The organism is Streptomyces sp. NPDC014861 (genome assembly GCF_043081625.1).
GTDB lineage: Bacteria > Actinomycetota > Actinomycetes > Streptomycetales > Streptomycetaceae > Streptomyces.
In genome coordinates, this window is sequence record NZ_JBIBWV010000005.1 from 1 (window position 1) to 22,103 (window position 22,103).

17 protein-coding genes and 1 rRNA gene are annotated in these 22,103 nt (G+C 73.1%); 5 read left to right on the forward strand and 13 right to left on the reverse strand.

Annotation, left to right across the window (positions count from 1 at the left end):
- Together rrf and ACF1BN_RS12010 are read left to right on the forward strand one after the other, a co-directional pair.
- Positions 1-92: ribosomal RNA gene (rrf, locus tag ACF1BN_RS12005) — 5S ribosomal RNA — on the forward strand; the annotation flags it as partial.
- 149 nt (positions 93-241) lie between these two features.
- Positions 242-1,831 carry a hypothetical protein gene (locus ACF1BN_RS12010; RefSeq protein ID WP_392331470.1) on the forward strand — a complete coding sequence of 530 codons (1,590 nt, stop codon included), beginning with the start codon at positions 242-244 and terminating at the stop codon, positions 1,829-1,831.
- A 66-nt stretch (positions 1,832-1,897) separates the two neighbouring features.
- On the opposite strand, the gene ACF1BN_RS12015 is transcribed toward ACF1BN_RS12010, so the two are convergent.
- The 4 genes from ACF1BN_RS12015 to ACF1BN_RS12030 form a co-directional block, all read right to left on the reverse strand.
- Positions 1,898-2,695, reverse strand: coding sequence for a VOC family protein (locus ACF1BN_RS12015; RefSeq protein ID WP_392331471.1), 798 nt, complete (start codon positions 2,693-2,695; stop codon positions 1,898-1,900).
- A 103-nt stretch (positions 2,696-2,798) separates the two neighbouring features.
- A complete protein-coding gene (locus tag ACF1BN_RS12020; RefSeq protein ID WP_392331472.1) occupies positions 2,799-3,308 on the reverse strand; it encodes an NUDIX domain-containing protein in 510 nt (169 codons plus the stop codon).
- A 34-nt stretch (positions 3,309-3,342) separates the two neighbouring features.
- Complete coding sequence (locus ACF1BN_RS12025) at positions 3,343-4,275, reverse strand: universal stress protein (RefSeq protein WP_392331473.1); 933 nt, start codon at positions 4,273-4,275, stop codon at positions 3,343-3,345.
- Positions 4,276-4,351: 76 nt separating this feature from the next.
- The gene (locus tag ACF1BN_RS12030) at positions 4,352-4,762 is read right to left on the reverse strand and encodes a DUF5997 family protein (RefSeq protein ID WP_392331474.1); all 411 of its coding nucleotides are present in this window, start codon (positions 4,760-4,762) and stop codon (positions 4,352-4,354) included.
- A 92-nt stretch (positions 4,763-4,854) separates the two neighbouring features.
- Between ACF1BN_RS12030 and ACF1BN_RS12035 the strand changes: the two genes are divergently transcribed.
- Together ACF1BN_RS12035 and ACF1BN_RS12040 are read left to right on the forward strand one after the other, a co-directional pair.
- On the forward strand, positions 4,855-5,622 hold the full coding sequence (locus ACF1BN_RS12035) for a LysR family substrate-binding domain-containing protein (RefSeq protein ID WP_392331475.1): 768 nt from the start codon (positions 4,855-4,857) through the stop codon (positions 5,620-5,622).
- Between the two features lie 72 nt (positions 5,623-5,694).
- Positions 5,695-6,270: a Type-2Aa cytolytic delta-endotoxin gene (locus ACF1BN_RS12040; protein WP_392331476.1), complete on the forward strand. Its 576-nt coding sequence runs from the start codon at positions 5,695-5,697 to the stop codon at positions 6,268-6,270.
- 52 nt (positions 6,271-6,322) lie between these two features.
- Here the strand turns inward: ACF1BN_RS12040 and ACF1BN_RS12045 are convergent, their stop codons facing one another.
- From ACF1BN_RS12045 to ACF1BN_RS12075, 7 genes are all read right to left on the reverse strand, one after another.
- Complete coding sequence (locus ACF1BN_RS12045; RefSeq protein ID WP_392331477.1) at positions 6,323-6,874, reverse strand: DUF6328 family protein; 552 nt, start codon at positions 6,872-6,874, stop codon at positions 6,323-6,325.
- 71 nt (positions 6,875-6,945) lie between these two features.
- Positions 6,946-8,604, reverse strand: coding sequence for an FAD-dependent oxidoreductase (locus ACF1BN_RS12050; protein WP_392331478.1), 1,659 nt, complete (start codon positions 8,602-8,604; stop codon positions 6,946-6,948).
- Between the two features lie 28 nt (positions 8,605-8,632).
- Positions 8,633-9,538, reverse strand: coding sequence for a diiron oxygenase (locus ACF1BN_RS12055; RefSeq protein WP_392331479.1), 906 nt, complete (start codon positions 9,536-9,538; stop codon positions 8,633-8,635).
- A 227-nt stretch (positions 9,539-9,765) separates the two neighbouring features.
- Positions 9,766-11,532: a S8 family serine peptidase gene (locus ACF1BN_RS12060; protein WP_392331480.1), complete on the reverse strand. Its 1,767-nt coding sequence runs from the start codon at positions 11,530-11,532 to the stop codon at positions 9,766-9,768.
- Positions 11,533-11,750: 218 nt separating this feature from the next.
- Positions 11,751-14,744: a carbohydrate binding domain-containing protein gene (locus ACF1BN_RS12065; protein ID WP_392331481.1), complete on the reverse strand. Its 2,994-nt coding sequence runs from the start codon at positions 14,742-14,744 to the stop codon at positions 11,751-11,753.
- Between the two features lie 171 nt (positions 14,745-14,915).
- On the reverse strand, positions 14,916-15,770 hold the full coding sequence (locus ACF1BN_RS12070) for a DUF4344 domain-containing metallopeptidase (protein WP_392331482.1): 855 nt from the start codon (positions 15,768-15,770) through the stop codon (positions 14,916-14,918).
- 279 nt (positions 15,771-16,049) lie between these two features.
- Positions 16,050-16,469, reverse strand: a complete 420-nt coding sequence (locus ACF1BN_RS12075; RefSeq protein WP_392331903.1) for a MarR family winged helix-turn-helix transcriptional regulator — start codon at positions 16,467-16,469, stop codon at positions 16,050-16,052.
- A 236-nt stretch (positions 16,470-16,705) separates the two neighbouring features.
- Between ACF1BN_RS12075 and ACF1BN_RS12080 the strand changes: the two genes are divergently transcribed.
- On the forward strand, positions 16,706-18,151 hold the full coding sequence (locus tag ACF1BN_RS12080) for an MFS transporter (RefSeq protein ID WP_392331483.1): 1,446 nt from the start codon (positions 16,706-16,708) through the stop codon (positions 18,149-18,151).
- A 167-nt stretch (positions 18,152-18,318) separates the two neighbouring features.
- Here ACF1BN_RS12080 and ACF1BN_RS12085 read toward each other — a convergent pair whose 3' ends face one another.
- On the reverse strand, positions 18,319-19,140 hold the full coding sequence (locus ACF1BN_RS12085) for a VOC family protein (RefSeq protein ID WP_392331484.1): 822 nt from the start codon (positions 19,138-19,140) through the stop codon (positions 18,319-18,321).
- A gap of 185 nt (positions 19,141-19,325) precedes the next feature.
- Positions 19,326-22,091, reverse strand: a complete 2,766-nt coding sequence (locus ACF1BN_RS12090) for a fumarate reductase/succinate dehydrogenase flavoprotein subunit (protein WP_392331485.1) — start codon at positions 22,089-22,091, stop codon at positions 19,326-19,328.
- Between the last annotated feature and the right edge of the window lie 12 nt (positions 22,092-22,103).

Genomic DNA, 22,103 nt, shown 5'->3' on the forward strand with positions numbered 1-22,103 from the left:
CGCCCGGTTACATTCCGAACCCGGAAGCTAAGCCTTTCAGCGCCGATGGTACTGCAGGGGGGACCCTGTGGGAGAGTAGGACACCGCCGAACAATTTTTAGCCTCAACCCCCGGACCTTGTCCGGGGGTTGAGGCATTTTTGCGTTCATGTGAAGCGTGGGGCGGTTCGCTTCCCTTCTCCGGAGGACGGGCCTAGCGTCGGCGACCGGCGCGACCGTCGTACCCATCCGTAGGAGTTGCCTTGACCTCACGTACACGCCCTCGCCGGGGGCGCGCGGCCGCTGTGGCCGCCGCGCTCGCCGCGGTCTTACTCGTCGGCTCCGCGCCCGTGGCGCAGGCCGAGGAGATTCCCCTCGCGCTGGGGCACCGGCTCGTCGAGCACTACCTGGGCGCCCCGGGGACGGCCGCGCCGCTGCCGGGGGCCGGGCCCGCCCAGCATCCGTACCTCGCCCCCAACGGGCGCAGCGGCATGCACGCGGACGCCGCCGGCAGCGGGACGCATCCCCACCCCGGGCCGCTCGGACACCGACCCGAGGTGACCAGCGAGAAGATCGCGCCGGTCGGCGGGGAGTGCGCCACCGCCACCTTCGACGCCGGCGGGCGGCTGGTCACCGTCTGCGGGACCTTCAACGGGTTCCTGCTGAAGCTGCTCGATCCCCGGAGCCTCGACACGCTCGCCGAGTACAAGCTGCCCCAGCGGTCCTCGACCGTCGAGGCCATCACGCGCCTCGACTTCGAGAAGATCTTCAAGGACACCTCGGGCGGCGCCTACTTCTACCTGGACGACCGCGACCGGGTGGTCCTCGCCGACTCCCGGCAGCACGTCCTGCGGATCTCCCATGCCCAGAACCCCGACGGGCGATGGGAGTTCAAGGTCGAGAACGACTGGGACCTCACCTCGCTCGTGCCGCACGACTGCGTCAGCTGGACCAACCTCTTCCCCAGCGGCGTCTGCGATCCGGTCACCTCCGTGATGCCGGACTGGGACGGGCGGATCTGGTGGGTCACCCGGCTCGGGCGGGTCGGGACCGTCGACCCGGACACGGGTGCGCTGCGGGTGACACGGCTGGAGGGTGAGGAGATCCAGAACTCGTTCTCCGTCGCCGAGGACGGCGTCTCGATCGTCACCGATCACGCGCTGTACAGCTTCAGGGCCGGCGCCGACGGCACCCCGCGGGTCGTGTGGCGAGAGGCGTACGACCGGGGGACCGGGACCAAGCCGGGTTCGGTGAACCAGGGGTCCGGGACCACGCCCGACCTGTTCGGCCGGCGGGACGAGTACGTCGCCATCACCGACAACGCCGACGACCGGATGAACGTGCTCGTCTACCGGCGGGCGGCGGACGTGCCCGCGGGGGAGCGGCTCGTCTGCAAGGTGCCCGTCTTCCGCTCCGGTGCCTCCACCACCGACAACTCGCTGATCAGCTGGGGCGACAGCCTCGTGGTGGAGAACAACTACGGGTACGAGAACCCCTCGTCGCTCGGGTTCGGGCGCAGTGTCGTCGGCGGGGCGACGCGGATCGACGTACGGGCCGACGGCAGCGGCTGCGACACCGTCTGGGAGAGCGACGTGCGGTCGCCGTCCACCGTGCCCAAGCTGTCCACCGCCAACGGGCTGCTCTACTTCTACGAGAAGCGCCCCCACGCGCTCGGCATCGACGCCTGGTACCTGACCGCCGTCGACTTCAGGACCGGAGCGCGGGTGTTCTCCCGGTTCACCGGGACCGGGCTCGCGTACGACAACAACTGGGCGCCGATCACCCTCGGGCCCGACGGCACCGCGTACGTCGGCGTCTTCAACGGCATCGTCGCCGTCCGCGACACCGCCTGAGCGGGACGCACAGGAGCGGCGCGGCGCCCTCGGCCGGGCGTCGCGCCGCTCCCGTACCCCGCCGGGTCACACCATCGGCGGCATCTCGCCGACGGTCGTCCGGAGGTCGATCACCGCGAACGCGGCGCCCTGCGGGTCGAGGAGGGCGGCGAAGCGGCCGAAGGGGCTGTCCATCGGACCGAAGAGCTTGCGCCCGCCCAGCCGTTCGGCCGCGCCGACCGCGAGGTCGCAGTTGTCGACGGCGAAGTAGATCTGGATGTACGAGGGGACCTCCGGCGGGAAGTCGTCCGGGGCCATCCGCATCCGGCCGAGGAGCGGGTCGCCGCCCAGGTCGAAGACCCTGAAGTCCATCGTCTCGTCGGTCATCTTCTTCGAGTTGTAGCCGAAGACGCTGGTGAAGAAGGCGTCGGACGTGTCGGGTTCGCGGGTGAAGACCTCGGCCCAGCAGAAGGCCCCGGACTCGCCTTCGAGCTCGAAGCCCTCATGGACGCCGGCCTGCCAGAGGCCGAAGACCACGCCCGAAGGGTCCTGGGCGAGGCACATCGAGCCGAACTCGCCGACCTTCATCGGCTCCATCAGCACCGTGCCGCCCGCGGCCTTGATCTTCTCCGCGGTGGCGGCGGCGTCGTCCGAGGCGAAGTACAGGCACCAGGCGGACTGCGGCGGGGTGTCTCCGCCGGGCATCGGCGGGACGATGGCGGCGACCGCCTTGCCGTTCTTGTACGCCTGCGTGTAGTTGCCGAACTCCGTCGCCTCCTCGCCGAAGGTCCAGCCCAGCACATCGGCGTAGAACGTCTTGGCCCCCTCGGCGTCGGTGAACATGGCGTCGGTCCAGACCGGGGTGCCTTCGGGTCGTACGGCCATGACGTGACTCTCGCTTCCGATCGATGGCGTGATGCGTCGTGTGCGGACCTCGCCCACGCTAGTCACGACCAGGCCGTCCCGCGCGGTGACGCGCGGTCCCGGATCAGCGCGGCGGCCGTCCGAGGGTGTAGCGGTGGAAGGGTGCCTCCGGCAGGCGGAGCCCGGGCCGCCAGACGGCGAGGACCTGCGCGGAGGGCAGGAAGAGCGCCGTCGGCAGCGCGTCGGGCGAGGTCCACTCCCAGCGGTCGATCTTCTGCGGCTCGGCGACCGTCGGGGTGCCCGTGAACGCGCGGACGACCGTGGCCGCCGTCATCCGCGTCACCGTCGGTGAGGTGACCGTGTCGAGGAGCAGCCCGAGGACCTCCACGTCGGCGGCGCCGGTCCTCAGGGTGGTCTCCTCGGCCAGCTCGCGGGCCGCGGCCTCCTCGATCGACTCGCCCGGCTCGATCCCGCCGCCCGGCAGTTCCCACACGCCCGAGCGGTCCAGGCCGAGCAGGACCCGGCCCCGGGCGTCGAGGACCACGATCCCGGCGCCCAGCGCCGCGGTCGGCGTCGGGGGGCGGGTGTTGCGGGTGGCGGCGGCGGGATCGGAGGCGTACGCGTCGGACGTCATGCGCCCTGTCTACCAGCCGGGACCGACAGCGCGGTCACCTGCCGGCGGCCGGTGGGACCACGGCCACCGGGCAGGCGGCGTGGTGGAGCACCGCGTGGGCCACGGAGCCGACCAGGAGCTCCGCGATCCGGTGCCGGTGGTGCCGGCCCACCACCAGCAGAGCCGCGTCGGCGGAGGCGTCCACCAGCAGTCCCGCCGCGTCCCCCGGTGCCACCGTGCGGACCAGCCTCACGTCGGGCCGGCGCTCGACGAAGGGGCGCAGGCGTTGCTCCTGCTCGCGCCGGGTCTCGGCGAGGAGCTCCTCCGTGTCCTCGCCGAGGGGGAGGGGCGGGGGGACCTGGAGGGCGGGGGAGGGGGCCGCGACCAGCGCGGCCGGGTTGGGCGGGAGCCGCAGGGCGGTCATCGCCTCCAGCGCGACGCCGCGGAGCCGGGCCGTCTGGAAGGCGAAGTCCACGACCTCGTCCGGGGTCTCCTCGGGGTGCAGGCCCAGCAGGATCCGGCCGGCTTCGGGGGCGCTGTCCAGGGACGCGGCGCGGGCCTCGTGCGGGACCACCACCAGGGGACAGGGGGAGTGGGCGGCGAGCGTGCGGCCGGTGGAGCCGAGCAGGAGGGTGGCGAAGCCGCCGTGGCCCCGGGAGCCGGTCACCAGGAGACGGGCACCCCTGGCCGCCTCCGGCAGCACCTCGGTGACCGTGCCGTCCAGGGACCGGTACTCCACCGGCACCGTGTGCCCGCGCTCCTCGACGACGATCCGGACCGCGTCGAGGACGGTGTCCGCCAGCTTCGGCTCGGTGCCGAGCGAGGCGATGCGGGCCGCGCCCAGTTGCAGGGCCTCGGAGCGGACGTGCGCCACGACCAGGGGGGCGCCCAGGGACTCGGCGGCACCCAGGGCCCAGGAGAGGGCGCGCAGACTGTGCTCGGAGCCGTCGACGGCGGCGACGACGGGCGGGTCGGTTACCTCGTTCATGAGGGGATGCCTCCCGCGCCCGGCGCCGCGCCACACCGGGTGGCGCCGGCCGGGTCCCGCGGGCGGTCCCGGTGGGTCAGTCCTTCTGGTCGCGGGAGGTCTGGTCGGCCGCGCGCTGGGCGTTGCGCTCCTTGATCCGAACGTTCTCCTTGCGGACCTCGGACTGGGTGGCGCGCTCCTTGACGAGCCACTCGGGGGCCTCGTCCTTGAGCGCCTCGATCTGCTCGGTGGTGAGCGCGTCGGTGACCCCGCCGCGGGCGAGACCGGAGATGGAGATGCCGAGCTTGGCCGCGACGACCGGGCGCGGGTGCGGGCCGTTCTGGCGCAGCTCCTGGAGCCAGGCCGGGGGGTCGGCCTGGAGCTCGTTGAGCTTGGCGCGGGAGACGACGCCCTCCTGGAAGTCGGCGGGCGTGGCGTCGAGGTACACACCCAGCTTCTTCGCCGCGGTCGCGGGCTTCATCGTCTGGGAGTTCTGGTGCTGCGTCATGGTGTCCAGGGTATCGAGCACACGGGCGTCCGCCGACCACGGCCGCCCGTCGACCTGCGCGGACGGCGTGGACCGGCGGGTAATCTTGCGGGGTGACTGACTCCTCCCCGGCCCCCACGACCTTCCGGCTCGCCTACGTGCCCGGTGTGACGCCCTCGAAGTGGGTGCGGATCTGGGAGCAGCGGCTGCCCGACGTGCGCCTCTCGCTCCTCCAGGTGGCGCCCGGCGAGTCCTTCGGAGCGCTCCGGGACGGGGCCGCGGACGCGGCGCTGCTGCGGCTGCCGGTCGACGGCGAGGACCTGGCCGCGATCCCGCTGTACGAGGAGACGACGGTGGTGGTCGTGCCGAAGGACCACCTGTTCGCCGCCGCCGAGGAGCTGAGCCCGGCGGATCTGGCGGAGGAGCTGGTGCTGCACCCGCTCGACGACACCCTCGACTGGGAGGCGCCGCCCGGCCGGCCCGCGTTCCAGCGGCCGGAGACCACCGCCGACGCGATCGAGCTGGTCGCGGCCGGGGTCGGCGTCCTCGTCGCGCCGCAGTCGCTGGCCCGGCTACACCATCGCAAGGACCTCACGTACCGCACGATCACCGGTGTCCCCCAGTCGCGGGTGGCGCTCTCCTGGTCGAAGGCCGAGGAGGCCCCCGACCTGGTCGAGGAGTTCATCGGGATCGTCCGCGGCCGGACCGTCAACAGCACCCGCGGCCGGCGGGCCGAGGCGCAGAAGGGCCAGAAGACGGCCAAGCCGGCGCCCAAGGCCGCGAAGAAGGCCGCCGGGGGCAAGCCGCAGCGGCCGGCGAAGCCCGCCCGGGGCAAGGGCGGCGCCGCCGGGCGCGGCGGGAAGCCCCGCCGCGGGCGCTGAGCGGACCCCTCGGCATACTCCTCCTGATGATCACGCGTCCGCCGCGGTGGGCGCCGAACACAGGAGGAACCCTTGGCCGCCAGTTTCAGGACCGTGATCGAGGTGGCGCCCGCCCACCTCGACGAGGCCCGGTCGATCGACCGGGTCTTCCAGGAGGCGATCGCGCCCGCCACCGTCAACTTCGACTTCGAGGCCATCCACCGGGCGGCGGCCGCCGTACCGGACTGCACCGTCGTCCGCATGGTGCGCGGCTGGGGCCTCAAGGAGTACGCGCCGCTGCTCGTCATGGTGCTCTCGCTGAAGGAGGCCGTCCGGCAGGCGCTTCCGGCCGAGTGCGCCGAGGCGGGCTTCTGGGGGACGGTGGAGCGGGAGCTGGTCGCGGCGTTCACCGGGCTCGGTGACGCGGAGCAGGCCGGGCTGTCGTTCTACGAGGAGTCCGAGGAGCGCACCCGCTACTACCGGGACCTCTTCTTCGCGCTCCAGGACGAGGGCACGGGTGACGCCCTGCACGCCCTCGCGTTCTGCGTGGACGTCACCGTCGAACTGCCGAAGGAGCAGGTGCTCGGGCTCGGTCTGACGGACGTCGCGCCGTTCTCGGTCGGGCTGAACGCGATCGTGCTGCGCCGCCCGCTTCCCGTCGCGGCCTGATCCGCCGCCTTCGCCGGCCCGCCGTCCCGGGCCGGACCCCAGGTGCGGTCGCTCAGTGCGGCCAGGGGCCGTAGCCGTCCTCGGCCCTTCTCCCGCCCTTCTCGTCCCCGTTGTCGCCCTTGCCCCGGAGCCGGGTGACGATCGGCACCACGAACCAGCAGAGCCCCACCCACGCCGCCATCCCGATGAGCAGCCACATCGCGACGCCGTTGTCGAGCACCATGCGCATGATCAGCAGGAACGTCGACATGATCGTCAGGTAGAGCAGCACCATGCCGACGAGCGTCAGGCGCGCCGCCCATTGCACCGTCTCCGGCTTGAGCCGGCGCCCGGCGACCAGCCGGTGGACCGCCACCGGCGCGACGAGCGCACCGGTGGTCGCCGCTCCCAGGCAGAACGTGACCACGTAGATCATCCGGTCCGTGGTGCCCAGCTCCGTGAAGCGCGGCTGGAAGACGACCGCGACCAGGAAGCCGAACAGGATCTGGGTGCCGGTCTGGGCCACCCGCAGCTCCTGGAGGAGTTCGTTCCAGCGTCGGTCGGCCCGCTCCTCGCGACTCTCGCCGCGCCCGTCGGCGTGCCGCACGGTGTCGTCGGTGGACATAAGGGGCGAATGCCCTGACACTCGCCCCTTATGCGCCCCGCGGGCGTGCTGGACGCGGGTCCGGACCGGTGTCAGCCCACGGGGCCGCGCAGCCGGCCGCGGCGGGCCGCCGCGACCAGTTCCGGGACCGTCGCGAGCTTGACCCGCGGCCGGCCGGCCGCCGCGCCCCGGGCCCGCTCGGCCCGGTCGATGGCGGCGAGTCCGCGGGCGTCCACGAGCCGGCCGCTGCGGGCGCGGGCGAGCCGCCCGAACGCCTTCGCGGAGCCGGTCGGCTTCGGCAGGCGTCCGTCGACGGCGTCGGTCAGGAGGCTGCCGACGGTCTCGGCGGCGCAGGAGCGGTTGGCTCCGATGCCGCCGGAGGGGCCGCGCTTGATCCAGCCGACGACATAGGTTCCGGTCATGCCGTCCACCCGCCCGGCGGTGTGCGGGACGGTGCCGGTGGCCTCGTCGAAGGGCAGTCCGGCGAGGGGGACGCCCCGGTAGCCGATCGCTCGCACGAGGAGGCCGGCCGGGATCTCGGTGGGACCGCCGGCGCCGCCGGTGCGGACCGCGCGGACCGCGTCGGGGCCGACTGCCGCCTCGGGCGCGGAGTGGAAGCGGAGCACGATGCGCCGACGGCCGGTGTCGGGGCCGCGCGTCCAGTCCACGGTCTCGCGGGCCACGCCCTTCAGGAGGGCGGCCTTGCCGTCGGCCGCCGCCGCGTCGACGGTCTCGGCGATCCGCGGGTCGTGGGTGTCGACGACGAGCTCGACGCCGGGCAGGTCGGCGAGGGCCAGGAGCTCGGAGGCGGTGTACGCCGCGTCCTCGGGGCCGCGCCGGCCGAGCAGGACCACCTCGCGGACCCGCGCGTCGCGCAGGGCGGCGAGGGCGTGGTCGGCGATGTCCGTGCCCGCGAGGGCGGCGGGGTCGGAGACCAGGATCCGGGCCACGTCCAGGGCCACGTTGCCGTTGCCGACGACCACGGCCCGCTCGGCCGCGCCCAGGGAGACCGCCTCGGCCGGCGTCTCCGGGTGGGCGTTGTACCAGGAGACGAGGGAGGTCGCGGAGAGGCTGCCGGGCAGCTCCTCGCCGGGGATGCCGAGGCGCCGGTCGGACGGGGCGCCGACCGCGTACACGACGGCGTCGTGGTGGGCGGCCAGCTCCTCGGGGGTGACGTCCTTGCCGATCTCCACGCCGAGCCGGACGGTGGCCCGGGGATGGGTGTGGAAGCGGGCGAGGGTGTCGCCGGCGCCCTTGGTCCCCGGGTGGTCGGGGGCCACGCCGTAGCGGACGAGCCCGCCGGCCACCGGGAGCCGGTCGATGAGGGTGACCTCGGCGTTGGTGTGCAGCAGCAGGTCCTCGGCGGCGTACATGCCGGCCGGTCCGGTGCCGACGACGGCGACCCGGATCGGGGCGAAGTCGGAGGGCAGCGAGCGGCCGAAGGTCGGCTCGCCCCAGGCGTGGAAGGTGGGGGAGGCGAGGGCGGGGGCGGCCTCGCGGCCCTCGTAGTGCGCGGCGTTGATCGCCTCGTACTTCTTCAGCGGCCCGGTGAGCCGGTCGACCGGGAAGATCGCGTCGACCGGGCAGGCGTCGGCGCAGGCCCCGCAGTCGATGCAGGTCTTCGGGTCGACGTAGAGCATCTCGGTGGTGCCGAAGTCCGGCTCGTCGGGCGTCGGGTGGATGCAGTTGACCGGGCAGACGGCGACGCAGGTGGCGTCGGAGCAGCAGGTCTGGGTGATGGCGTAGGTCATGGCGGCGGCTCGGCTCGGCTCGGCGGGGTCAGAGGAGGTGGGCGCGCTGGTAGAAGAAGACGGCGGGGCGGGTCAGCATGCCGACGTCGCCGAGGAACTCCATCAGGCCGGAGCAGCTGGCGCGGAGCTGCGCCTTGTAGTGCTCGTTGGCGGCGGCCTCGCGGCGGGCGCGCTCGGGGTCGAGGCCGGCCCGGACGTACACCTCGGGGTTCACCAGGCTGGTGATGATGTAGTACGCGGCGGTGGCGACGATCAGCGCCTGGAAGTGGCGGCGGGCCCGGCTCGCGCGGGCGAGGTGGCGGCGGGTCTCGTCCCGGGCGAACTTCATGTGCCGGGATTCCTCGACGACGTGGATGTTGTTGATGGTCCGCACGAAGGGGACCACCCGCTCGTCGCGCATCCAGTCGCGCTGCATGACGTCCAGGACCTCCTCGGCGACGAGGATGCCGGCGTAGGCGGCCTCACCGAAGCCGATGGTCTTCATGACCCGGCCGAGCTCCATGACCGCGCGCTTGGGCCGGTAGGCCGGGGCGCCCAGCTTCTCCGAGCCGCGGGCGAACATGATCGAGTGGCGGCACTCGTCGGCGATCTCGGTGAGCGCCCACTGGAAGCGGGGGTCGGTGTGGTCCATGCGGTAGATGTCCCGCAGGACCAGCTGCTGGAGGATCATCTCGAACCAGATGCCGGTGGAGGCGACGGAGGCGGACTCCTGGCGGGTCAGCTCCTTGCGCTGCTCCTCGGTCATCTCGTTCCAGTAGGCGGTGCCGTAGAGGCTGTTCCACTCGGGGCTCTGACCGTGGAAGCCCTTGTCGAGCGGGGTGTCCCAGTCGACCTCGACGAGGGGGTCGTAGCTCAGCTTGGCGGCCGAGCGGAGGAGCCGTTCGGCGACGTCGTCGGGGTCGTGGTGGTCCGGGCGAACGGTGCTGCTGGCCATCGGTGCGGCTCCTTGGGTCACGCGGTCGGCTCGTCGTGGTCGTTCCCTCGCTTGTTAGACGCGGTGTCTAGCAAGCTTGTTAGACGGAACGTATAGCAAGGGCCTCGCGCGGGCTACCCCCCGGTACGGACTTTCTTCTCCCGCCCCCGCCCCGTGCCGGTCCCCGGGGCATGCGAGAGGGGCCGGAGCGCGATGCGCTCCGGCCCCTCAGAGATGCTGTCCGACCGTCAGAAGGTCAGGTTCCAGGCGTCGATCTTCCCGGTGTCCGCGTTCGCGTTGTCGTTCACACGGAGCTTCCAGACGCCGTTCGCGACCTCGGAGGAGGCGTTGACGGTGTACGTCTGGACGATGTTGTCCGTGCCGCTGCCGCTCCGGTTGTGGACGGTGTAGACCGAGCCGTCGGGGGCGACCAGGTCGACCTTGAGGTCGCCGATGTAGGTGTGCTTGATGTCGACGCCCACCTTGAGGGTCGCCGGCGCGTTGCCGGTGACGCCGCTGACGGTGATCGCGCTCTCGACGGTGGCGTTGTCGGAGATCGTCACGTCGGTCAGGTTCTCGAAGTACTTGCCGGGAGGCGGGGTCGAGCCGCCGACGGCCTTGAGCGCGTCCACGCGGCCCTCGCCGAAGAAGCCGTTCTTCGCCGTGGTGCCGGTGCAGCGGGAGTCCGAGGGGCAGGCCAGGTCGGTGGCGTGCTCGCCGAGCTTGGCGCGGATGTCCGCGGGGGTGTACGCCGGGTTGGCGCTGGCCAGCAGGGCGGCGACGCCGGCCACGTGCGGGGCGGCCATCGAGGTGCCGCTCAGCGAGGAGTACTTGCCGCCGGGGACCGTGCTGTAGACGGACTCGCCGGGCGCCGAGACCTCGATGACGTCACGGCCGAAGTTGGAGAAGGACGCCTTGGAGGTGCCGCTGGTGCCGTTGGCCGCGACCGTGACGACGCCCGGCAGCTCGGCCGGGATGTCGAGGCAGTCGTTGGTGATGGTCCGCGTCACCGGCGTCGAGTCGTTGGGGCTCGACGAGTCGGTGGTCTTGTTCGCCAGGTCCACGTTCGAGTTGCCGGCCGCGGCGACCTGGAGCGAGCCCTTGCTCTCGGCGTACGCCTGGGCGCGGCCCACGCCCTCCAGGATGGCCGCCTGGTCGAGGTTGTTCGGGCAGTTGAACTGCCACGGGTCCGTGTAGTAGCTGTTGTTGGTGACCTTGAAGCCGCGGTCACCGGCCCACACGAGGCCGCAGATGGTGTTCTCCGGGAAGAAGAGCGTGCTGCCGGGCTCGGCGATGCGCACCGAGGAGATCTTCACGCCCGGGGCGACGCCGATGGCGCCCTTGCCGTTCTTCGCGGCGGCGACCGTGCCGGCGACGTGGGTGCCGTGCTGGTCGACGTCGCGCCAGGCGCCCGCGCGGGTGTCGGCCTTGCCGTAGGCACAGGAGACCGAGTCGGCGGCGTTGAAGTTCGGCGCCAGGTCCTGGTGCTGGTCGTCGACGCCGGTGTCCAGGATGCCGACCTTGACCGAGGCGGAGCCCGGGTTGACGGCCCACGCCTGGTCGGCCTTGATCTGGGTCATGTCCGAGCGGACGGGCTCGGTCGACGGGGCCGCCGACTGCGAGGGGTTGGACGGGAGGGCCGGGTTGTACGCGTCGGCCGGGACGTCCGAGGTGCGGCTGGCACCGACCTTCTGCACGCCGGCGACGCCACGCATGGTGGTGGCGAAGGAGGCGGAGGTCGAGTGGGCGACGATCACGCCGATGGCGTCGAAGGAGGAGAAGACCGAACCGCCGTTGGCGGCCACGGCGTTGCGGACCGCGGTGGTGTCACCAGGAGCGGTGATGACCAGGTAGGCGCGGGTGCCGGCGGCCCAGGCCGCGGGTGCCGCGGGCGCCTGCTGCGCGGCGCGGGCGGTTCCGGTGAAGGCCGCGAGCGGCTCGTTGTCGGCCTGGGCGAGCGAGGCCGGGCCCGCGACCGCCAGTGTCGTGCCGAGGGCGATGGCCGCGAGTCTCATACGGCCGGATATGTGGGAAAACAATGCGTCCTCCGATGACCCGGTGGCGCGGGTGGCGCCGGCCGGGCCCTGTGATGTGTGGGGTGGACGCAAGATCCCAGACGGGCGGGGCGGAAGGAAGACTTCTGTCCGACAAGCCCGTTCATGTAACAGAATCTTGACTTGAACATGGCGAAAGGGGGCGGATTTCCTCCCCCGCCCCCTCCGCCGCGGCGCTCCTACTTCAGGTAGGGGCCCGCCGTGCCGATCTTCCCGGGCCCGTTCAGGACGTACACCCGGAGGTTGCCCTTGCCGGGCGCGCCGACCGAGAGCGTGCCGTTGGCGACGACCTTGACGTCACCGGTGACGGCGTCGGTGTACGTGCCGTTCGGGATGCCGTTGTACGTCGCGCCGCCCGAGACGGTGACGAGCGCGAAGCTGTCCGTCGAGCCGCTGGTGTAGCGGCGCTTGAACGCCATGCCGCCCGAGATGCCCTCCGTGGAGTACTGGCCCATCTGGAGCGCGGGGACCGCCCGGCGGATCTCGTTGAGCCGCTGGACGTGCTTGACCAGGGGCTGCTGGAGGGTGGTGGCGACCTGGCCGCTCGCCTCGGAGACCTTGGAGAAGTCGGAGGCGGTCACGGTGCCGGCGAGGTGCGCGCCGTAGTAGGCGCGGCCGGTCGTCGCCAGCGGGCAGGTCGGCCCGCAGTCGATCTTCTGTCCCTTCTGGAACTCGATCTCGGAGCCGTAGTAGAGGGTCGGGATGCCGCGGAAGGTCCACATCAGGGACATGTTCTCGGCCCAGGCGTCGGTGCCGCCCGTGTAGCGCTCGCTGGACTTGTTCGGTCCGTAGTCGTGGCTGTCGACGTAGACGACGTTGTACGTGGCGTCGTTGTAGCTGTCGTCGGAGTCCTTGCCGTTGGAGAAGGCGTTGTACGCGTCACCGAAGTTCATGTGCATCCGCATGTCGATGACGTTCATGCCGGAGAAGCGGCTGTGGTCGGGCGCGTGGTAGCTGTTGCCGTTCAGGAAGGCGTTGGTCGAGGTCGGCTGGTTGCCGGTGCCCTGCTGCTGCTCGTAGTCGTACATCTCCAGCGCCGCCTTCGCGTCGTCGGCCGCGTACTCCTTGCGCTCCTTCCAGGTGAAGAACTGCGCCGAGTGGTTGACCGAGCCGCGGTTCCACTTGTCGTTCACGAAGGACGCGACCTCGCCGAAGACGAAGAAGTTCTTCGCCGCCTCGGCGCCGTGGCGCTGGGTGACGCGCTCCTGGATGGCGGGGAGGAAGCGGCGGTTCCAGGTGGTCCGCGGGATGTGCACGGCGGTGTCGACGCGGAAGCCGTCGACACCCATGTCGATGTACTTGTCGTAGGCGCCGATCAGGTAGTTCTGGACGGTCGGGTTCTCGGTGTCGAAGTCCGCCAGGTCCTCGTGCAGCCAGCAGGAACGGGAGTCCTCGCCCTCCCAGTTGCCGATCCAGCACTGGTGGTAGAGCGCCTTCGGGAACATGCCGGAGGTCGGGCTCGGCCACTGGCAGTTGTAGAGGGTGTACCCCTCGGGGCTCTTGCCGCCGGTGGGCTTGCCCCAGTTGACGCAGGTGTTGCCGGTGGGTTCGGCCGTCGACCACAGGTCGCCGTTGTAGTACGACTTGCCGGACTTGGCGTCGACGGTCAGGCCGTCGTACTCGAAGCCGGGCTGCTTCTCGTCGTAGTACCAGCTCCACTGGCTGTCCCGGACGCCGTACACGGTCGGCGTGAACAGGCCCTTGGCGCCCCAGCGGGAGGAGTGGTTGTAGACGACGTCCTGGTAGATCTTCATGCCCTTGGCGTGGGCGGCGTCGATCAGGTCCTGATAGGAGGCGCCGGCCGACTCCAGGCGCGGATCGACCTTGTAGAAGTCGTAGCCGTGGTAGCCGTGGTGGTCGTAGTCCGAGCGGTTGAGGACCACCGGGGTGACCCAGACGGCGGAGAAGCCGAGGCCCTTGATGTAGTCGAGCTTCTGGACGAGGCCCTTGAAGTCGCCCCGGAACATGGGGTCGTCGTTGGCCGCGTTGCCCGACTTCACGTGCTGGCTGCCGCCCCGGTTGTTGGACGGGTCGCCGTCGTTGAAGCGGGCGGTGAGCACGAAGTAGATCGGATCCTTGCGCGGGTCCGTGCCGAGCGGCTTGCCGTTTGCCGGGACGGCCGGCTTGTCACCGGTCGTGGCGGTGGCGGGCGCGGAGGCGGGCGAGACGTTCCCGGCGGCGTCCACGGCCTTCACCGTGTAGGTGTACGCGGTGCGTTCGGCCAGACCGGTGTCCGAGAAGACCGTCGAGCCGACGTCCGTCACCACCGTGCCTCCGGTGCCGCCGGTCCGCGTGACCTGATACTTCGTCACGCCCCGGTCGTCGGTGGCGGCGTCCCAGGAGAGCAGGACGGAGACGCCGTCGGCGGTCGCGGTGACCCGGGCCGGGGCGGTGGGTGCCTGAGTGTCGGGCGGGGTCGCGGCACAGGGGTCGGTCGCGTTCGCGGTCACCATCCGGTCGCGGACGGTGGAGGTGCCCGTACCGATCACGTAGTCGGACCCGCTGTTGTTGTCCCACACGCCGTTGCCGTTGTTGAAGGCGGCCTTGAGGGACGTGGCGGTGCCGAGGTCGAGCTCCCGCTTCCACCAGCCGGTGCAGGCCGCCGTCATGCCGAGGCCGGGCACGGCCGTCCACGCGCCGCCGGCCGGCTGGTAGTGGACGTTCACCGTCGACCAGCCCAGGGAGGCCGAGGAGTAGTACACCGTCGCCTTCCGCGAGGCGGGCGGCGGGGTGTCGGCGCACGGGTCGGAGTGGGCGACGACCCCGTCCTTCACGGTGATGTTCCCGCTGCCCAGGGCGTAGTTGCGGCCGCCGTTGTTGTCCCAGGTGCCGTTGCCGTCGTTGAAGGTGGCCTGGAGGCCCGCGGCGGTGCCGAGGCTGACGGTCTTCTTCACCCAGTCCGTGCAGGCCGGCTCCATCGCGGTGCCGGGGACGGTGGTCCAGGAGCCGCCGTCGGGGGCGTAATGCAGCTTGTAGGCCGCCCAGTTCTTGGTCTTGGTCCAGTAGTGGACGGTCGCCGTGGTCTCGGCGACGGCCGCGGCCGGTGCCGCGGAGAGCGGCGCGGCGGCGGCCGGTGGGGCGCCGGGCGGCGCCGTGACGAGGCCGGTGAGGCCGGCCGCGACACCGAGCAGCGCGAGGGCGCGTCTGCGCGGGCGTGTACGGGTGGGGGTCATGCGGTCTCCAGACGAGGGCGCGCCGAAGGAAGGGGGCCGGTGGAGCGTCGGGGATCGGCCCCCTTGGAAGCGCGTGCGGAAAATTGCGGAAAGTTCTTGCGTCGGCGGGAAGTTACCCCCGTGCGGCGCCCGCGTAAAGAGTCCGCGTCGAAGCGGTTCGCATCGTGGGACTCACGGCTTCTCGAGGTACGGCCCGAGCAGCGTCCGCCACGACGAGTCGATGCGCCGGAACTCCGCCGGGCAGAGCGCCGCGCGGTCGCGGGGCAGCACCCCGTCCGGGTTGCCCTCCGCGTCCACCGCGTCCGCGAAGCGCCGGGGATCGGAGCCGTACAGCCAGCAGGCCCAGTTGAAGAACCGCTGCCCGTCCATGGAGTGGATGTCGGAGTACGCGGCCACCCCGGGGTCGCCGCCCTCGGCCGCCTGCCACATCGCGCCCCAGGCGTTGATGGCGGAGATCGCGTAGTCGGTGTGGCGCTCGTCGCCGGAGGCGAGCAGGAGGACGGCGAGCTGGTCGACCGCGTCCTCCTCGCGCCCGGTGACCGGCAGGTCGTACAGGTCGATCAGGGCGTGTCCGAGCTCGTGGAAGAGGACGCCGTTCGAGAGCCCGACGACGTCCTCGTCGACGGCGGCGGTCCGCTCCGCCGGGGTGCCCTCGGAGTCGAGCCCGGCGAAGACCTTCCGGGCGTCGGGCACGAAGCCGTAGCAGTAGGTGATCCGCCCGGAGTCCTTGTCCCAGTACGGATTGGGCGCCGCGCAGCCGGCGGCGCGGAGCGGTACGTCGTGGGGGAGGGCGATCCGGGCGTCCGCGTAGGCGGCGGCGTCCTCCAGGACCCGGTGCTTACGGAGGAAGGCGCGCGCGGTGCGCTCCTCGGGGGTGCCGGCCTCCTCGTACGAGACCACGAGCCGGCCCGCCGCGCCGCGGCTCGGGCCGGTGGTGGGGGAGGGGGCCGCGGGGGTGCTCGCGCAGCCGGTCAGGAGGGCGGCGGCGAGGGCGAGTCCGCCGCGGAGGCGGGCGGCGGTGGGCATCGGCGGCACCTCGTCTCGTGGGCGTCCCTGCCGACGAGCCTGTCCGGAGCGGCCCGCGGCGGCGAGCCCGCCGCGCCGGACGGGTGAGACGGGGCCCGTCGCCGCGGTGGCCCGGGCGGGTCGCGTGCGCCGGCCCCGGACGTGCCTGGTGCGGCGCGTCCGGGGTGCGCGCGTGTGCGTCGGGGCCGGGGGCGGGGGTGTGCGGGTCAGGCTCGGGGGGCGGCGCGGCGGGTCGGGGGTGCGTGGGTGCGCGTCGGGGCCGGGGGCGTGCCGTGCGGGTCAGGCTCGGGGCCAGGGGCGGCCCTCCAGGCGTTCGATGTCCCGGTTGAAGCGCTCCAGGAGGTCCGCGAAGGCGGTCGCGTCCTCGGGGGACCAGTGCTCCATGATCCGCCGGAGTCCGCCGATGTTGAAGGACCGGTCCGCCTCCAGTCGCCGCTCGCCCTCCTCGGTGATGCGGAACTTGCGCGCGATGCCGCCGTCCGGGTCCGGGATGCGCTCCACGACCCCGGCCCGCAGCATGGCCGCGGTCTGCCGGTTGAGGGTGGAGGTGTCGAGCCCGAAGGCGTCGGTGAGCTGCCCGATGGACATGGGCCCGTGCATCCGGATCCGGGTGAGGAGCACGTACGCGCTCCGGTCGAGCCCGCCCGCGCCGGAGCGGGTGCGCGGCGCGTGGAGGTGCGAGTGCCGGCTGAGCAGCATCGTCTCGAACTCGATGCGGTCGGCGGCCTGGTCCGGCTGGTCCGGCTCGTTCACGGGCCTCTCCACAGGCGTGTCCTCGGGCGTGTCCATGGCGTCATTCTCTCCCGCGCCGACGAGATGTGCATCATGCATGACTTGTGCATCATGCAATTAATGTGCATGATGCACAAGCTTGTGGATGTGTCTCACGCACAAGCCCGTACCAGCCTTGCTTCCGTGACCCCAGGGAGAGACCCGTGGACCGCGCCCAGACCGACGCACGCCCCGGAGGCGTCGTCGGCGTCCTCGCCTTCGCCGGCATCGTGGCGGCACTCATGCAGACCCTCGTGGTGCCGCTCATCGGCGATCTGCCGCGGCTCCTCGGCGCCAGTCCCTCCGACGCCTCCTGGGTGATCACCGCGACCCTGCTCGCCGCCGCCGTCGCCACCCCCGTCGCCGGCCGGCTCGGCGACACCCTCGGCAAGCGGACCGTGCTGCTGGCCTCCACCGTCCCGCTGATCGCCGGCTCCGTCGTCTGCGCGCTCTCCGACTCGGTCGTCCCGATGATCGTCGGCCGCGGCCTCCAGGGCCTCGGCATGGGCGTCGTCCCCGTCGGCATCAGCCTTCTGCGCGACGTCCTGCCGCCCGAGAGGCTCGGCGGCTCCATCGCCCTCATGAGCGCGTCCATGGGCGTCGGCGGCGCCCTCGGCCTGCCGTTCTCCGCCGCCGTCGCCGAGCACGCCAGCTGGCGCGTCCTGTTCTGGGTGGCCGCCGCGCTCAGCGCCGTCGCCGCCGCCCTCATCGGGCGCCTCGTCCCGGCCGGCCGCCGCAACCCCGCCCCCGGCCGCTTCGACGTGCCCGGCGCCCTCGGCCTCGGCATCGGGCTCGTCGCCCTCCTCCTCGCCGTCTCCAAGGGCGCCGGCTGGGGCTGGGGCAGCGCCACCACCCTCGGCCTCTTCGCGGCCGCCGCCGTCACCCTCCTCGCCTGGGGCTTCTGGGAGCTGCGCACCCGTGATCCGCTCGTCGACCTGCGGGTCACCGCCCGCCCCGTCGTGCTGCTGACCAACCTCGCCTCGGTGCTCGTCGGCTTCTCCATGTACGCCCAGTCGCTGGTCGTCCCGCAGCTCCTCCAGCTCCCCGAGGCCACCGGCTACGGCCTCGGCCAGTCGATGATGGCGATGGGCCTCTGGATGGCCCCCGCGGGCCTCGCGATGATGCTGCTCGCCCCGCTCGGCGCCAAGCTGTCCGCCGCCCGCGGACCCAAGGTGACCCTCTCCGTCGGCGCCCTCGTGATCTCCGCCGGCTACGCCTCCTCGCTCGCCCTCATGGGCTCCACCTGGGGCCTGCTCGTCGTCACCCTGATCTGCAACACCGGCGTCGGCCTCGCCTACGGCGCGATGCCCGCGCTCATCATGGGCTCCGTCCCCGCCGAGGAGACCGCCTCCGCGAACAGCTTCAACACCCTGATGCGCTCGATCGGCACCTCGGTCTCCGCAGCCGTCATCGGCGTCGTCCTCGCCCAGATGACCACGCCCCTCGGCGGCCACGCCCTGCCCTCGGAGAACGGCTTCCGGGCCGCCATGCTCATCGGCGCCGGCGTCGCCCTCCTCGCCTCGCTCGTCGCGGCCCTCATCCCCGCCCGCCACACCCCCGCGGCCGTCCCCGCCGCGACCCCCGCCCAGGAGACCGCCCGCACGGCCTGACCGAAGCGGTACGGGCAGGGGGGCGGTGGTACGGGTACGGGGGCGGCGGTGCGGGGACGGGGGTGGCGGTGCGGGTACGTGGCGGCGGTACGGGCAAAGCTCGGGCGGTACGGGCGGTGGCTACAGGCGACGGGTACGGGGCAGTGGTCCGCGCCGCACCCGCACCCTCACCGCTCCCCGTCCGCCTCCAGAGTGAACAGCGCCCCGTCCGGATCCCGCACCACCACCCGGCGCCCGTTCCCGGCCGCGCCGGGCTCCCGGGCCCCGCCCCACTCGCCGCCCGGCACCACGATGCCGCCGTGCTCCGTCACCGCCGCGACCGAGGCCGTCAGGTCCGGCACCCGGAACCGCACCAGCCAGCGCGGCCGCAGCTGCGGCCGCGGCGAGGCGGCCTCCACCGGACCGCTGTCGAGCCGCGCCACCGGCACCCCGCCCCGGCGCAGCACCACCCGGTCCTCCTCGTACGAGGTCTCGCAGTGGCCCGGCGCACCCTCCGTCCAGCCGAGCACCCCGCCGTAGAACACGGCCGCGTCGAAGGCGTTCCGGGTGTGCAGCTCCACCCACGCCGGCGCGCCCCGCTCGCCCACGTGCCAGCGCGACACCAGCCGGCCCTCCCACACCGCGAACGCGGCTCCGTCCCGGTCCGTGGCCAGCGCCACCCGCCCCTGCGGCGGATACGCCACCGGGCCCACGCCCACCGTGCCGCCCCGCTCCCGGATCCGCGCCACCGCCGCGTCGGCGTCCTCGACCGCGAAGAACACCGTCCACGCCACCGGAACCGCCAGCTCCGCCGCCAGCGCGGCGATGCCCGCGACCGGCACCCCGTCCCGCTCGCCCACCGCGTACGACGACCCCGCCTCCAGCTTGCCCGGACGGAACGTCCAGCCGAGCACCGCGCCGTAGAACCGCTCCGCCGCGCCCAGATCCCGCGTCGCCAGACTCAGCCAGCACGGCGCGCCCAGCGCCTGCGCCGTCGTCGCCTCCGTCACCGGACCACCTCCTTCACCGAGCGTCCGCCGCCCGGACGCCACCCCGCGCGCCTTCCCTGGCCGGCGGCCCGGCACACCCCGCTTCACCCGCCCGGCGGCGGTGTGGCTCAGGACACCCGCGCGAGCCGCCGGGCCGCGTACGTCGCTCAGGACGCCGGCCCGAGCCCCCGGGTCGCGTACGTCGCTCAGGACGCCGGCGCGAGCCCCCGGGCCGCGTACGCCCGCACGTCCGCGTCCGGGTCCGCCGCCGCCGTCGCGAGCGCGGCCCGCGCCTCCGGCACCGGGCCGTGCCCGAGCAGCGCCAGCACGGCCGCCTTCCGCACGTCCGCGTTCCGGTCCGCCAGCCCCTTCGCCAGCGCGGGGACCGCCCGCTCCGCCGCCGCGGCCCGCAGCGCCGCCGCCGCGCCCGCCCGCACCTGCCACGCCGGGTCGTCCAACGCGGCCACCGCCCGCGCGTCCAGGGGCGGCGGGCAGCCGGCCGCCGCCAGCGCCCCGAAGGCCGCGCCCCGCACCAGCGGGTCGGCGTCGTCCAGGAGCGGCACCAGCGGACCGGACTCCGGTGCGGACACGGCCGCGAGCCCCCGGGCCACCGCCACCCGCACCTCCCGGGCCGGGTCCGTCGCCGCACCGGCCAGAGCGGCGACCGCGTCCACCGACACCAGCGCCCGCGCCGCCTGGATCCGTACCTCCGCCGCCGCGTCCGCCAGCGCCGCCGTGTACACCCCGACCCCGCCGAGACGCCGGGCCCGCAGCACCTCGACGGCCGCCGCGCGCACCGCCGGATCGGGCGTCTTCAGGGCCGCGCGCAATCCGTCGCCCAACTCGGCGTCGGCGTCCAGCACTTCCGCCAGCTCGCGGAGGGCGCCCACGGCCGCCGCCCGCACCGCGGCGTCCTCGTCCCGCAGCCTGGCCGCCAGCGCGGGGCCCGTCCCGGCGGGCACGGTCTCCGCCAGGGCCGTGACGCCCGCCGCCCGCACCTCGGGGTCACCGTCCGTCAGGTAGGGCAGGAGCGCCGCGAGTTCGGGTGCGCCGTCGACCAGGGCGAGCAGACGCAGCAGACGGGGGTTCGGGCCGGCCGCGGCCTGCGGGGCCGCCGCGGTCGCGGGCTCCCCGGCAGGACGGGCCGTGGGCGCCGCCTCGCGGGGACCCGCCGTCGCGACCGGCACCAGCGCCACCTCGCCCAGCGGGCGCTCCGGACCCCGCGGCGGCGCGAACTCCGGCACCGGCACCACGTACGGCTCCACCGGCCGCGCCGTGAACTCCATCGCCCCGGCGGCCGACTTGCACAGGTCCAGGTGGTACAGCCACTCCGCGTCGTTCTGCTCCGGATGGTCGAGCCGCTCGTGGTACAGCCCCCACCGCGACTCCGTCCGGGCGAGCGAGGCCCGCGCCGCCATCTCGGCGCAGTCCCGGATGAAGGACACCTCCGCGCAGCGCATCAGCTCGTGCGGAGTCCGCCCTCCCATCCCCGCGATCTCCGTCCTCATCCGGTCGAACGCCTCGACGGCGAGCGAGAGCCTGGCCCCCGACTTCGGCGGCGCCACGTAGTCGTTCACGAACCGGCGGAGCTTGTACTCGACCTGCGGTTGCGGCGGTCCGTCCGGGTTCCGCAGCGGCCGGTAGACCAGCTCGTGCGCCGCCTCCAGCTGCGCCCGGTCCAGCTCGCCCTCGTAGGCCCGGTACCGGGCCGCGTCCTCGCCCGCGAGGTCGCCGTAGACGAACGCGCCGATCATGTAGTTGTGCGGCACGCACGCCAGGTCGCCGGCGGCGTAGAGGCGCGGCACGGTGGTGCGGGCGTGCGCGTCCACGCGCACCCCGGAGGCCGAGTGCCCGCCGCAGAGCCCGATCTCGGAGATGTGCATCTCGATGTCGTGGGTGCGGTAGTCGTGGCCCCGGCCCGCGTGGAAGGTGCCCCGGGTGGGGCGCTCCGTGGAGTGCAGGATCGACTCCACCGCGCCGATCGTCTCCTCCGGGAGGTGGCTCAGCTTCAGGTACACCGGCGCCCGGTCGGAGGCGAGTTCGGCCGCGAACTCCGCCATCATGCGCCCCGACCAGTAGTCCGACTCGACGAAGCGCTCGCCGTGCCGGTTCACCTGGTAGCCGCCGAAGGGATTGGCCACGTAGGCGCAGGCGGGGCCGTTGTAGTCCTTGATCAGCGGGTTGATCTGGAAGCACTCGATGCCCGTGAGGGCGGCGCCCGCGTGGTACGCCATCGCGTAGCCGTCGCCCGCGTTGGTGGGGTTCTCGTAGGTGCCGTACAGATACCCGGAGGCGGGCAGCCCCAGGCGGCCGCAGGCACCGGTCGCCAGGATCACCGCGCCCGCCCGCACGATCACGAACTCCCCGGTGCGGGTGTGGAGTCCGGCGATCCCGACGGCCCGACCGTCCTCCGGGTGGGTCAGCACCCGTACCGGCATCACGCGGTTCTCGATCCGGATCCGCTCCCGCATCTCCCGCCGCCGCAGCTGCCGGTACAGGACCTTCTTCACGTCCTTGCCCTCGGGCATCGGCAGCACGTACGAGCCCGAGCGGTGCACCTGGCGGACCGCGTACTCGCCGTGCTCGTCCTTCTCGAACTTCACCCCGTACGACTCCAGGCGCCGCACCATGTCGTATCCCCGCACAGCGGTCTGACGGACCGTCGACTGGTCGACGAGGCCGTCGTTGGCCCGGGTGATCTCGGCGACGTAGTCGTCCGGGTCCGCCCGGCCGGGGATCACCGCGTTGTTCACCCCGTCCATCCCCATCGCGAGGGCGCCGGAGTGCCGGACGTGCGCCTTCTCCAGGAGCAGGACGTCGGCGCCGTGCCCGGCGGCGGTCAGCGCCGCCATCGTGCCGGCGGTGCCGCCGCCGACGACGAGCACGTCGCAGGAGTACGTACGCGCGTCGGCGAGCGCGGGGACGGAGGTCAGGGGGGAGGACACGACGGACCTTTCCGGCAGGGGAGTCATGGAGGGGGAAGG